Raw genomic sequence first — 14,436 nt, 5'->3', positions numbered from 1 at the left:
ATACCCATGACAGTTTTCTCTTGAATAAGAAGCTTCTTACTAAGAAGCCTCTGCCATGAGACGCTTTCCTTTTTCAAGTGCTTCATCAATCGAACCAACCATATAAAAAGCAGCTTCTGGCAAATCATCGTAATCGCCAGCACAAAGCCCCTTAAAGCCTTTGATTGTATCTTCCAAAGGAACGAGTTTCCCCGGCGAACCAGTAAAGGCTTCCGCAACATGGAAAGGTTGCGAAAGGAAACGTTCAATTTTACGCGCCCGCCCCACCAGCAATTTGTCATCTTCAGAAAGTTCATCCATTCCAAGAATAGCAATAATATCCTGAAGCGCTCTATAACGTTGTAAAATGGTTTGCACTTGACAAGCAACAGTGTAATGCTCTTCCCCCACAATCAATGGATCCAACATACGCGAGAAAGAGTCAAGCGGATCAACCGCTGGATAAATCCCCTTTTCCGCAATAGAGCGCGAAAGAACAGTTGTTGCATCCAAATGAGCAAAAGATGCTGCCGGCGCCGGATCCGTCAAGTCATCTGCCGGAACATAAATTGCCTGAACGGAAGTAATAGAGCCTGTTTTTGTACTGGTAATACGTTCTTGCAACGCCCCCATATCCGTTGCCAAGGTAGGCTGATACCCAACAGCAGAAGGAATACGCCCTAAAAGAGCAGATACCTCAGCTCCTGCTTGCGTAAAACGGAAAATATTATCCACAAAGAAGAGAACATCTTGTCCTTCATCACGGAAACTTTCCGCAATTGTCAATCCTGAAAGAGCCACACGCGCACGCGCTCCTGGTGGTTCATTCATTTGCCCGTAAACAAGGGCACACTTTGACCCTTCCGTTGAACCATTATTCTCTTTTGGATTCACATTCACGCGGCTTTCGATCATTTCATAATAAAGATCATTTCCTTCACGTGTACGTTCTCCCACACCAGCAAATACAGAATAGCCACCATGTGCCTTTGCAATATTGTTTATAAGCTCCATAATGAGAACGGTTTTTCCAACACCAGCACCACCAAACAAGCCAATTTTACCCCCTTTAGAATAAGGGGCTAACAAATCCACGACTTTAATACCGGTTACGAGAATTTCCGAAACAGTCGATTGCTCAACATATTCAGGTGCCTCTTGGTGAATAGAACGTGTTTTGGTTGAAGCGATTGGTCCCACATTATCCACCGGTTCCCCAATCACATTCATAATACGTCCCAACGTTGCTTCTCCTACAGGAACGCTAATTTGTGTGCCTGTATCCACAACCTTTTGGCCCCGCATCAAACCATCAGTCGTATCCATAGCAATCGTACGCACGGTATTTTCACCCAAATGCTGCGCAACTTCTAATACCAAGCGATTGCCTAAATTCTCTGTTTCCAAAGCGTTGAGAATATTTGGCAATTCACCTTCAAATTGCACATCAACGACAGCACCAATAATCTGCTTGATTTCACCAACAGCGCCTTTTGCATGCTCTTCTTTTTTTGCGGATGTATCTTTTTTTACAGGTGTATCTTTAGCTGCATCACGCGCAGGTACAGAGGAAGCCTTTACATCCACTTGAGATTTCGAAGCGGCTTTTTTCACGCCGGAACGAGCAGCTGGTTTCTTTTTTTCACCTTTTTCTGTTCCTTTGCTTGAGGTTACTGCTTTTACCATCAATCCTTACCTTCTCCATTTAAAGCGCTTCAGCGCCCGCAATAATTTCGATCAATTCTGTCGTAATCTGTGCTTGACGTTGACGATTATAAGCCACCGTCAATTTACTAATCATTTCACCCGCATTGCGCGATGCATTATCCATAGCTGTCATCTTGGCGCCCATTTCACCAGCAACATTTTCTAGCAAAGCCCGAAAGATTTGCACCGAAAGATTACGTGGTACAAGAGCCTCTAAAAGAGACGCAGCATCAGGTTCATATTCATAAACAATCGATTGTGAACCTTTGTTATGATCGGTTTGCTCCACAATATCTATTGCCCCAACAGCTGCTTTTGGAGCAACCATTGGAATCAAATCCAAAGCTGTTGGACGCTGATTAATTACGGAAACAAATTCAGAATAAAACAGCGTACAAACATCAAAAGCACCTTCATTGAATAAATCAACAATCCGTTGACTAATCATCACTGCCTCTGCAAAACCAATTCGCTTTACAGCATGCAAATCGATATGATCAATTATCAAGCCTTTGTAATCACGCGATAAAATATCCGCGCCTTTTTTACCCACAGTGATAATTTTTACTATTTTATCAGCCGCCAACAATGCCTTAATCTGTTCACGTGCACGACGAGCAATTTGCACGTTAAAAGCACCACACAAACCGCGCTCAGCAGTACACACCACCAAAAGATGCACATCATCGCGCCCCGTACCACGCATAAGAGTAGGCGCATCAACACCATCTACATCAGCAGCAACACTGGTCAAAATATCAGCCATTCTCTTCGCATAAGGGCGTGCAGACTGCGCTGCCTCTTGAGCACGATGCAACCTTGCCGCTGCAACCATTTGCATAGCTTTGGTAATCTTTTGTGTTGCTTTAACCGAAGCGATACGGTCTCTAAGATCTTTTAGTGAAGCCATTCAAGCATTCCATCAATTCATCACGAGAAATTTTTCGCATAAGTATTAAGAACAGTTATCAACTTATCTTTCAGCTCATCTGTTATTTGCTTTTGCTCAGCAATTGCCTTTAAGAGATCTTGATAATCACTACGCAAAAGCACCAAAAGTCCCTGCTCAAACCGCGCAACATCAGAAACCGCCAAAGCATCAAGATAGCCATTCACACCCGCGAAAATAACCACCACCTGTTCTTCTGTTTTGAGTGGAGAAAATTGCGGCTGCTTCAACAGCTCTGTCAAGCGCGCACCCCGATTTAACAGACGCTGAGTTGACGCATCCAAATCAGAGCCAAACTGCGCAAAAGCTGCCATTTCACGATATTGCGCCAATTCACCTTTAATCGAGCCAGCAACTTGCTTCATCGCTTTAATTTGTGCGGCAGAACCAACACGCGACACAGAAAGACCAACATTTACAGCAGGACGAATTCCTTGATAAAATAAATTAGTCTCTAGAAAAATTTGCCCATCAGTAATCGAAATCACATTTGTAGGAATATAGGCAGAAACATCATTTGCTTGCGTTTCAATAACCGGCAAAGCTGTCAATGACCCAGATCCATTTTCCGCATTCAACTTCGCAGCCCGCTCTAAAAGACGCGAATGAAGATAGAAAACATCTCCCGGATAAGCTTCACGACCTGGAGGACGACGCAATAAAAGAGACATTTGACGATACGCCACCGCCTGTTTTGACAAGTCATCATAACCAATCAAAGCATGTTGCCCATTATCACGGAAATACTCACCCATAGCACACCCAGCAAGAGGTGCAATAAATTGCAGTGGTGCTGGATCAGAAGCGGTCGCTGCAACAATAATAGAATATTCCAGCGCTCCACGTTCTTCTAAAACTTTAACGAATTGTGCCACCGTCGAACGTTTTTGACCGATAGCCACATAAATACAATAAACTTTGTCTTGCTCTCGTCCAGCCCCTTTTTCATGAAAAGGTTTTTGATTTAAAAATGTATCGAGCAAAATTGCTGTTTTTCCTGTTTGGCGATCACCAATCACCAATTCACGCTGCCCCCGTCCAATAGGAATAAGTGCGTCAATCGCTTTCAATCCGGTCGACATCGGTTCATGCACTGACTGACGCGGAATAATCCCTGGCGCCTTAACATCAACACGACGACGCTCCGTTGCTTTAATGGGACCCTTCCCATCGATAGGGTTTCCCAACGCATCAACCACACGTCCCAGCAAAGCGGGGCCCACAGGAACATCGACGATAGCGCCTAACCGCTTTACACAATCACCTTCACGAATATCACGATCTGAGCCAAAAATGACCACACCAACATTATCAACTTCCAAATTGAGTGCCATACCACGCACACCGTTTGGAAAAGCGACCATTTCCCCTGCTTGGACATTATCCAAACCATAAACGCGAGCAATACCATCCCCTACAGAGAGAACCCAACCAATTTCTGAAACCTCAGCCTTTTGGTCAAAGTTTTTGATTTGCTCTTTTAGAATTTTTGAAATTTCAGATGGTCTAATATCCATCAGCTGACCTCTTTTTTCAATGCAAGCTTAAGTGAAGACAATTTTGTGAGAAGAGACGTATCAATTTGAGACGACCCCACACGAACGATTAATCCACCAAGAATTGTTGGATCCACAATGATGTGCAGCAAGACTTTTCCTCCAACAACACCTTCCAAAGCCTCACACAACTCTTGTCTTTGTTGAGAACTTAAGGGGCGCGCAGAAACAATTTGCGCAGTAACCTGCCTACGAGCGCGTGCAACACAATGCTGGAAAGCACGTAAAATACCAAATACGGCACTAAGCCTACGGTTTGTTGCAATAACGCGTAAAAAATTACCAATGACCTGCCCTGCGTTTTTATCAGCAAATTTGATGTTTGCACAAACAGATTGCATCACCTTAATTTGCTCTTTAACTGAAAAGAATGGACTAAGCACAAAGCGTTTTAAATCCTTATGCTCCAAAACAAGCAAAAGATCCTCTACTGCCTTTTCAACCTTTTCAACGTTTCCAGCTTCTTGAACGCAATCAAAAAGCGCTTGCGCATAGCGTTGATCTACCAACGGCAGCGGTATGAGAGAAAATGAATCCGACACGAAATACCGCCTCTTTCCCTTGAGCGACTCTCTGATAGTTATCAGATGAAATGAAACAGACATTCTCAATCTTAAGAATCTTTTTCTTAAAACCTAGAACAAAAATCACTTGGTTTCTAGCATAGACATAGCCGACTCGCAACACCACAAATCGCTGCTTTTTAAAAATTTTAATAAAATATTCAAAATATTTTTGAAAAGCATTTTTTTTAGATATACAGGATGGCATCACAGTTTTTTTATGCCTCTTTTTGACATTCTCTGAGCGATTTTTTCACTCTCTTTGATTTTTCTTCAAATGCCCTTGCCACCATAATAAAACACTTCTTCTCTAAAAAACACTCCCTTTATCACCACAAGACCTTTAATGAGATGCAGCTGCGATTGAAAAAGTCTATTATTTCAAACTGATAAGAAAGAAAAAAACAATGAATATCCTCCTAAAAATTAAAGAAAACATTGATCTTTTTTCTTCAAATACCCACTCCTTTTAAAAAATTTCACCAAGTAATATTTTCTTGTAAGCACACTATTTAAATATACAAAACATTGATTTATAATGATAATATATCATTTTTCATACCGGATAAGCTTCAAATATCGACAAATTCTCTCTTTTCAAATTTTTTTATCAAAATCACGCCCTTCATTAAGCCCGCGTAGCTTCACTTTATATGGCACTATATTGCACTGATTTTAGAAGAAGTATAGATCAATATTAATTTGAACCCGAATAGAATTGGATACTTTTGGTGTACAGCTAAGCATTTTCAGCCCTTATAAAAAGAATCCGCCTATCAAAAGAATACTGTCCCTAACACAAAAAAGGAGTAAAAGCCGAAATGATAGCGCCCTCGAAGAAGAGAGGCGCTTCTGCTAGTTCTATCACAAAGATATTTTTTCCCGTGGCTCTACTTAATGCAATGTACATATATCATATTTTGCTGCCTGGATGCTTATTCTGAATAATACTAAGAGTTCAAGTAAAGCACCTTAAGCAAAGAGATCTTTACTTTATGCGATACTGGTTTTAGAAAAAACTTTGCGGATCAATATCAATTTGAACCCGAACGGAACTGGGCATTTTGGGTGTACCGCTAAGCATTGCATGTATAAACCCTTGTATATCAAAAGAACGCTGTCCCTGCAACAAAAGCCGAAAACGATAACGCCCCCGAACCAAAGCCAAAGGCGCTTCTGCTGGTCCCATAACCGAGATATTTTTTTCCCGTGGCGCTGCCTGACGCAATGCGCGCGCATAATGTTCTGCTGCTTGGCGCTGTTGTGCAGAAACAATCAAAGAGGCAAGCCGCCCATAGGGGGGCAAATGATAATGCTGACGTGCTGCAATCTCACGTGTGTAAAAATCTTCTGGCTGGCATGCAAGTAAGGCTTTGATGACCGGATGATCTGGTTGATAAGTTTGCAATAATCCTAAACTTTTCAATCCCACACGCCCTGCTCTTCCGGTAACTTGAGAAAGCAGCTGATAGGTACGTTCACTTGCGCGTAAATCGCCATTGGCAAGACCAAGATCAGCATCAATAACACCAACCAGAGAGAGCTTGGGAAAATGATGTCCTTTAGCGACCAACTGTGTTCCAATAATAATGTCCACATCGCCATTGGCAATGGCTTGTAATTCGCTTCGCAACTGCCCAATCCCTCCTTTGAGATCCGTTGAAAGGATCAATGATCGCGCTTGAGGAAAAAGCATTTGTGTTTCTTCTGCAATTCTTTCCACACCCGGTCCACAAGCTACGAGATGATCTAATGTCCCGCATTCAGGACAGGCTTGAGGAAGTGGTTCATGATATCCACAATGATGACATTTCAGTTGCCCTTGCGCACGATGTTCTACCAACCAACTTGAACAATCAGTACAATGAAAACGATGTCCGCAAATTCGGCATAAAGTTAAAGGTGCATAACCACGACGATTAAGAAAAAGAAGAGCTTGTTCGCCCTTATCAAGCGTTTGTTTTAAAGCCCTTTCAAGAGCAAAGGAAATAAAGCGCCCCTTTTGCACCCCTCCTTGGCGCATATCAACCACCCGCAACTGTGGAAGTGCTACTTCTTTAAAACGGGAAGGTAAATGTACCTTTTGATAACGCCCTCTTAAAACATTGGCTTGGCTTTCAATCGACGGTGTTGCTGAAGATAAGATAACAGGAAAACGCTCAAAAGAGCCCCGTGCAACAGCCATATCACGCGCATGGTAAAAAATGCGCTCTTCTTGTTTATAAGCGCTATCATGTTCTTCATCGACAACAATCAAGCCAAGCTCATGAAAGGGAAGAAAAAGCGCTGAACGAGCCCCCGCAACGACACGCACCCGCCCTTCTGCAACTTGCCGCCAAACGCGTTCTCTACGACGTGGCGTCAAATCAGAATGCCATTCTGCTGCCGCAGCTCCAAAGCGTGCATAAAAACGATCTAAAAACTGCTGTGTTAAAGCAATTTCCGGCAATAAAATTAAAACCTGCTTGCCCCCTTTGAAGGCTTGAGCGACCGCTTCAAAATAAACCTCTGTCTTTCCTGATCCCGTAACACCATCAAGCAAAAAAACTTGAAACTGAGAAGATAAAACACCTTCCCGCAACATTGTTGCTGCTTCATTTTGCGCTCCCTGCAACTGAGGGGGACAAAAATCAGGATCAGGCATGCCCACAAGATCAGGAGCAGGAATCTTAACATCTTCAAAAATTCCTAGCGCTTTTAAACCTTCAACAACAGAAACCGAAGTTCCAGCCGCATGTGCCAGACCAGAACGTGTCCATATCTTCTCACTGCGCACCAATTCCAAAACCCGTGACCGCGCTGGTGTGAGACGTTCTACATTTCCACCACAATATCGCAAACCCAGCATCTGCGCTTCCGGCTCTAAAGCAGCTGGTACAGACAAAACCAATCGTGCAACAAGACCAAAAGGCGCCATTGTATAGCGACTAACAAAACGCAAAAATGTGATCATTTCTGCCTTTAATGGGGGGCAATCAAAAACATGAAGCAGAGAGCGTAATTTTTCACGCGCCACCAAACCAGACCTTTGCCCATCTGCTGTCTTCTCTCCAACATCCACAACAAAACCGCAAAGCTCACGCCCCATCACCGGAACCCGAACAAAGGAACCAACGTTCACCTCCATAGAAGAGGGAACTTTATAACTATAAGCGTGAGCAACAGGAAGAGGAACCAATACAGATACAATCTCTTCCTCTATCACGTTTGAATGCATCTTTTAAACCAATCTACGACCTCTTGAGCACCAACAGGTCTACACCTTATCTTTAAACACTCTTATAAAATTCATTGCAGGATTCAATCTCTCCCCCCTATCACAACATTTTTCTCACAAAAATTCTTTTTAATACTCATTTCATCACCAAAGTGCCAATAAAAGAACCAATCTCATCGTCTATAATAAAAAACTCTATAGCAAAAAAACAGCGCCATTCTTCTGTGCAAATAAAGCTCATCACTATAAGCATTCAACATGATATTGTAAGTGCGCTCTTCAACAAAGCTATCCCATAGTGTAACTTCTTCCCAACACACACGTTTATTTTTTACCGCCTCATATCTCAATTTATCTTCAACAAACTGATTTATAAAGATACAATCATCATTTTACCTATTGTAATAAAACCCTCAATACGATGAATTTTTCTCATTTCAACCCCATCGAGGAACATTTGTAAATCCTTATTAATGAGAGAGTCTCCCATGATTTTAATTACAGGGAGAATAATATCGCAAATGGAACCGTTACAATATTCACCTTGGCTTTGTGCCAAAACGTGGAAACACATGCGTACATCTTTCAGCTTGATTGAGAATCAAGCAACAATACAAGTAGCACAAAAGCGTATTGTTGAAGAATGGGTAACACAGAATAAATCAATGTATTGACCATAAAAAAACACTTCATGTGTAAAATTTACATGCCTTCTTCAATGGTGTTTTACGATAAAATAAATCCATTCGCTTCTATCAAAAATGAGGTTAAATGTCCCCCCCTGAAAAAGGGAGGTATCTTATGATGCTCTCTCAAATATCAAGAGCAATCGCAAATAGGAAATGAGCAAAGTGTTTGATAATGCTAGCTTATTTCCATAAATATAAAAACACCGCTACGCAAAGATGCCAATACGCAAAAATGTTGATACGCAATGAATTCTATGCCTTATCACGAGTAACACTATGAAATGGGTGTGGAAACGATAAATCATATTTCTTTACCGAAAACGGGTACATGATTAACACCATAGCATTCTTGTTCTTTACACAGATATTAATTCTTTCTCTTGCTTTTACAGTCAACAATAGCGCATAACAAAAAATAAGATAAACGCTAAAAAGAAGAGGTTAGATATGAAGTTTTTTGTGGATAGCGCCAATATCGAAGAAATTCAAGAGTTACAGAATTTAAGCCTTGTTGATGGTGTTACCACCAATCCCTCTCTTATCCTAAAATCAGGACGCAATATTCTTGATGTTACAAAAGAAATTTGTGCTCTCGTTAGCGGACCTGTTTCTGCTGAAGTTGCAGCAACAGAATTTGAAAGCATCATGAAAGAAGCAGCTGTTTTAGCAAAGGTTGCCGACAATATTTGTATCAAGCTTCCTTTAACACTCGATGGATTAAAAGCCTGTAAAGCCCTCACAAAAGAAGGACTAAAAACAAATCTCACACTTTGTTTTTCTGCCAATCAAGCCTTATTAGCCGCCAAAGCAGGTGCAACATTCGTTTCACCTTTTATTGGTAGACTTGATGATTGTGGAAATGATGGAAGTGAACTGCTTCATGAAATTCGCACAATTTATGATAACTATAACTTTAAAACACAAATCTTGGCCGCTTCAATCCGCACCGTTAATCATGTCAAAGAAGCAGCACTCAGTGGTGCTGACATTGCAACAGTTCCACCAGCAATCTTAAAAGCACTGGTCAAACACCCTCTCACCGACAAAGGGTTGCAAATATTCCTCGACGACTGGAAAAAAACAGGTCAAAATATTGCTTAATATCTAGAATTTTTATTGTAAAGATCTTTTGAAAGGAATAAAAGGATCTGTTCAGCCAACTCTTCCGCAACACGTTTTTTTGCATCTTCTTCTGCTTGCAGCGTTGCATATTCTTGACGAAGTCGCTCAAAAGATGCATTCATCATTGCTGTTCCTTTTGCAACAAGAGTATTTTTCATATCCTGCAAAGTGTAAGAAGCTCTGCTCATAACAGTTCCAACAGAAGGTCGTCCCTTTCTCTTTTTCTCGAAATCAACCTCTATCTGCATCGATTCTCTTGTAAAGACGGATATCTGCAATGCTAATCGATAAGCAGGTAGAGAAGGTTTACCACCATTTCCATACAAAAGAAACAGCAGATGATTGCGCACCATTTGACCAAAACGATCCGAAGGTTCTTCCACAACAATAGAAGCAAGCTTTTGCGCTAACCCCAAAGAAAATTGTTCAGAAGAGTGCCCAGAAGCAGAATTCATTGTCATTGCACTCTGCAACTCTTGACGGTAAAGCGGTTCAACTTTGCATCCACACAACAGTGTAAAGACACAAGCTAAAACAACAAGCAGAAAACTTTTAAAGAACGACATTCACAATCCTTTTTGGAACAACAATGATTTTTTTCATAGGCTTTTCAAGCAGCTGCGCCTTTACAAAGTCTAAAACCAAAACTGCTTCTTTAATCATCGCCTCATCGGCAGTTGCAGCAATAGTTACCTCACCACGTTTTTTACCATTAATTTGTACCGGCAAAGTATAGCATTCTTCAACAGTTAACGTGGGATCATAAACAGGCCAAGCAAGCGCAGATATTAATTTTTTCCCCCCTAAAGCAGCATGACATTCTTCTGCTAAATGGGGCATCATTGGTGCAATCATAGCAAGAAAAAAATCCATGGCTTGACGTAAAGAAGCTTTCATTTCATCGTCAACACTTTCTATCCTATTTAACAACGGCGCCATAATATTCAAGAATTCATAAAGGCGTGCAATAGCCCGATTAAAAGCGAATTTTTCCAAATCATCTTCTACAGCGCAAAGCGTGCGATGTGCAACCTTTGAGAGTTCCAAAGCTGCTCCCTGATGCCCTGCACAAGGCGCCACATCCTTTAAAATAGAAGCACTCACAGCTACATGGCGCCAAACACGCTGTACAAAGCGATGTGCACCTTCAACACCAGATTCTGTCCAAATGACATCCCGCTCGGGGGGAGAATCTGACAACACAAACCAGCGCACAGTATCAGCGCCATAGGATGCGATAATATCATCAGGATCAACGACATTCTTTTTTGATTTTGACATTTTCTCAATCGAACCAATTGTCACTTCACTTTGATCGGTTAATTTATAAGCACACCGCTTTCCATCTTTTTCAACAATGGAAATATCCGCTGGAGAAACCCACCCTTGATCATCTCGATAGGTTTCATGCACCACCATCCCTTGGGTAAAAAGCCCCTTAAAAGGCTCATCTACCGTCACATGACCGACCAATTTCATAGCACGCATAAAAAAGCGCGCATAAAGAAGATGCAAAATCGCGTGCTCAATTCCACCAATATATTGTTGCACAGGCAACCATTCAGCTGTTGCTTGTTTATCAACAGGTTCCTGCGCAAAAGGAGCCGTAAAGCGTGCATAATACCAAGAAGAGTCAACAAATGTGTCCATGGTATCGGTTTCGCGTTTGGCCGGTTGACCACAGGAAGGACAAGTAACATTTTGCCATGTTTCATGCCGTGCAAGAGGATTTCCTGGTTGATCAAAAGTAACATCATCAGGCAACACAACCGGTAAATTAGCACGTGGAACAGGGACAACCCCACAAGTTGTACAATGGATCATCGGAATGGGGCACCCCCAATAACGTTGACGTGAAATCCCCCAATCACGCAAACGAAATTGCACTGTTTTCTTCCCTTGCGGTTGCCCATTGAGCATTTGTTTTTCAAGCTTTTTAGCAGCTTCTTCAAAAGCTTGTTGGGGTGTTAAACCATCCAAAAAACTGGAATTGATCATCACCCCATCACCCGTATAAGGTGTTTCAGTAATAACAAAATCTTCTGCTTCCTCTCCTTTTGGTAAAACCACCGGTTTTATTGGAAGATCATATTTACGCGCAAAATCGAAATCTCTCTGATCATGAGCTGGACAACCAAAAACAACCCCTGTTCCATAGTCCATAAGCACAAAATTCGCGATATAAACGGGAATATGTACTGTTGAATCGAAAGGATGAACAGCCAAAAGGGGCGTGAGAAACCCTTGTTTTTCAGCTGTTTCAAGTGCTGCCGTTGTCGTTCCACCACACCGACAATTTTCAATAAAAGCACTCAACGCTTTGTCTTTTTTTGCCAAAGCTTGTGCAATAGGATGATCAACAGACAAAGCCAAAAAGGAGGCACCAAACAGTGTATCAGGACGCGTTGAATAACAAACAACCTCATCAAATTTCTCACAAACATCATCAGCATCACCCGCCGACTTTAAAGCCCAACGAATCAGCAAACCTTGTGATTTTCCAATCCAGTTTTTTTGCATGGTGCGAACTTTTTCCGGCCATTGGTTCAGCTCTTCAAGCCCTGCCAAGAGATCTTCACTAAAGTCGCTAATTTTGAAAAACCACTGCGTCAACTCACGTTGTTCCACCAACGCACCAGAACGCCATCCCCGCCCATCAACAACCTGTTCATTGGCCAAAACAGTATGATCAACAGGGTCCCAATTCACCTTAGCCACTTTACGTGCTACCAACCCCTTTTGATAGAAATCAAGGAACAACATTTGTTGGCGGTGGTAATATTCCACATCACAAGTTGCAAATTCACGCGCCCAATCTAATGAGAGTCCTAATTGTTTTAATTGCCCGCGCATTACCGCAATATTTTGATAGGTCCAAGTTTTAGGATGCACTTTACTTTGCAGAGCAGCATTTTCAGCCGGCATACCAAAAGCATCCCACCCCATGGGATGAAGCACATTAAATCCCTTTGCGCGTTTATAGCGTGCAACCACATCCCCCATGGCATAATTGCGCACATGCCCCATGTGAATACGGCCAGAAGGATAAGGAAACATTTCTAAAACATAATATTTTTCACGAGCATCTTCTTGAAGAGTCTGAAAAATTTTCTTTTCATCCCAAATTTCTTGCCATTTTTTTTCTCTCACACGTGGATTATAGCGTTCGCCTATATTATAATGTCCAATTGTCATTCCCATTATACTCTTTTAATAAAACAGAACCAAAAACTTGTTTTATTATGCTTGACCATGGATTAACCTCATCGTCAACATTTTCGTGAAATATTTCCCTAGTATTTTATAAAACTTTAAAAAAACGACCAACTCTTGAACAAAAAAGGTAAAGCACAAAAATATGAATACACAAACGCCCCTCGATGCCCCTTCCATTGAAGCATGGCAAAACCTTCAAAAAGACATTGCAGCAATATGCCAAGAGTTACAACGCCCTGTAGAAGAAATTGAACTTATCGCTGTTTCAAAAACTGTTTCTGCCGCTGATATACGTCCCTTTTTGCAAGCAGGACAATCTTTGTTTGCAGAAAACCGCGTACAAGAAGCGGCACAAAAATGGCTCGAGTTACGTCGACAATTTGAAAATATTAAACTCCATCTCATCGGTCCCCTACAATCAAATAAAACGGCAGAGGCGGTAAAACTTTTTGATGTCATCCAAACGGTTGACCGTGAAAAAATAGCCAAAATTTTATCCGAAGAAATGGAAAAACAAAAAAGGCATCTTCCTTGCTATGTTCAGGTCAATATTGGATTAGAACCGCAAAAAAGTGGTATCTCACCGCAAGAAGCGACATCTTTTGTCAACCAATGCAAAAACAACTATGGACTTAATATCATCGGTCTTATGGGCATCCCCCCTGTCGATGAAAACCCCGGACCCTATTTCGCGCTCTTAGCAAAATTAACAAAACAAGCAGGTCTTTCAAAGCTTTCCATGGGTATGTCCAGTGACTTCAAAACCGCTCTACAGTTTGGCTCTAACGTCCTTCGCATTGGCTCTGCTTTATTTGGAAAACGCCCTGTGTAAAGCAATTTCCCCTCATATAAATTCATTCCCCCTTATATAAATTCCCATTGAAGATTCTACGAACAAGCCAAAAACAGCAGAAATGAGAAAAAATATTTCCTTCAATATCAATAAAAGAGCAATTCTAGCAAAAAAGATTTCAGTCCCTCTTTCATCCTGTTAGCAAAATAAGCAAAAAAGCTGGTCTTCTCAAAATTCTCACCGGCACATCCTCAACACGTACAATAGATTTAAGATAGCATTGCAATTTGGCTCTCATATTCTCGCACATTGGTTCTACTTCACCTCCCCTCTGACCGCCTCTCCAGCAAAAGCAACGTAAAAAATAAATCCTTATATAAAGGCAAAATGATAAGAGAGGCGTTGCGCATGAATGAAAAAACTATCGCGAAATAAATAATTGCAAAAGAATATTCAATACGATTATCGCAATGATTTCCATTAAAAATCATGAATTCTCTTAAACTTCTCTAACACGCGTAAACAATTTCCCCACATGCAAATGGCGTAAAGCAGGCAAAAAGAGGCTTATGGCTGCATAATACAGTAACAAAACTCTTTCATGTAAGCCACTTGAGCAAAATAAACATCTTAAATGCTCAATAG

At 41.4% G+C, this 14,436-nt stretch carries 10 protein-coding genes; 2 read left to right on the top strand and 8 right to left on the bottom strand.

Annotation, left to right across the window (positions count from 1 at the left end):
- Positions 1-39: 39 nt before the first annotated feature.
- The 6 genes from atpD to ACFIL2_RS03705 form a co-directional block, all read right to left on the bottom strand.
- On the bottom strand, positions 40-1,665 hold the full coding sequence (gene atpD / locus ACFIL2_RS03730) for a F0F1 ATP synthase subunit beta (protein ID WP_375633457.1): 1,626 nt from the start codon (positions 1,663-1,665) through the stop codon (positions 40-42).
- 19 nt (positions 1,666-1,684) lie between these two features.
- Positions 1,685-2,596 carry a F0F1 ATP synthase subunit gamma gene (locus ACFIL2_RS03725; protein ID WP_375628700.1) on the bottom strand — a complete coding sequence of 304 codons (912 nt, stop codon included), beginning with the start codon at positions 2,594-2,596 and terminating at the stop codon, positions 1,685-1,687.
- A gap of 20 nt (positions 2,597-2,616) precedes the next feature.
- Positions 2,617-4,152, bottom strand: a complete 1,536-nt coding sequence (atpA, locus tag ACFIL2_RS03720) for a F0F1 ATP synthase subunit alpha (RefSeq protein WP_026500438.1) — start codon at positions 4,150-4,152, stop codon at positions 2,617-2,619.
- Complete coding sequence (gene atpH, locus ACFIL2_RS03715; RefSeq protein WP_375621019.1) at positions 4,152-4,733, bottom strand: ATP synthase F1 subunit delta; 582 nt, start codon at positions 4,731-4,733, stop codon at positions 4,152-4,154. The genes atpA and atpH overlap by 1 nt, the downstream gene beginning before the upstream one ends.
- A 1,030-nt stretch (positions 4,734-5,763) precedes the next feature.
- On the bottom strand, positions 5,764-7,971 hold the full coding sequence (locus ACFIL2_RS03710) for a primosomal protein N' (RefSeq protein ID WP_375680181.1): 2,208 nt from the start codon (positions 7,969-7,971) through the stop codon (positions 5,764-5,766).
- A gap of 370 nt (positions 7,972-8,341) precedes the next feature.
- Entirely contained in the window at positions 8,342-8,545 is a 204-nt protein-coding gene (locus ACFIL2_RS03705) for a hypothetical protein (RefSeq protein ID WP_375680180.1), read from the bottom strand.
- Positions 8,546-9,107: 562 nt separating this feature from the next.
- Here ACFIL2_RS03705 and fsa point away from each other — a divergent pair.
- Complete coding sequence (fsa, locus tag ACFIL2_RS03700; RefSeq protein WP_375680179.1) at positions 9,108-9,761, top strand: fructose-6-phosphate aldolase; 654 nt, start codon at positions 9,108-9,110, stop codon at positions 9,759-9,761.
- Here fsa and ACFIL2_RS03695 read toward each other — a convergent pair.
- Both ACFIL2_RS03695 and leuS read right to left on the bottom strand, forming a co-directional pair.
- Positions 9,758-10,348 (bottom strand): hypothetical protein, encoded by a 591-nt coding sequence (locus ACFIL2_RS03695; protein WP_375680178.1) that lies wholly within the window; start codon positions 10,346-10,348, stop codon positions 9,758-9,760. The genes fsa and ACFIL2_RS03695 overlap by 4 nt on opposite strands.
- Positions 10,335-12,977, bottom strand: a complete 2,643-nt coding sequence (gene leuS / locus ACFIL2_RS03690; RefSeq protein ID WP_375680177.1) for a leucine--tRNA ligase — start codon at positions 12,975-12,977, stop codon at positions 10,335-10,337. The genes ACFIL2_RS03695 and leuS overlap by 14 nt, the downstream gene beginning before the upstream one ends.
- 163 nt (positions 12,978-13,140) lie before the next feature.
- Here leuS and ACFIL2_RS03685 point away from each other — a divergent pair, with 163 nt between their 5' ends.
- Positions 13,141-13,830, top strand: coding sequence for a YggS family pyridoxal phosphate-dependent enzyme (locus ACFIL2_RS03685; protein WP_375640384.1), 690 nt, complete (start codon positions 13,141-13,143; stop codon positions 13,828-13,830).
- The last annotated feature ends 606 nt before the right edge of the window (positions 13,831-14,436 follow it).

Source organism: Bartonella sp. AP30XZML, assembly GCF_042195945.1.
Taxonomy (GTDB): Bacteria; Pseudomonadota; Alphaproteobacteria; order Rhizobiales; family Rhizobiaceae; genus Bartonella.
Note: the sequence above shows the minus strand (reverse complement) of the source record. Positions and strands in the feature narration are given on the sequence as shown.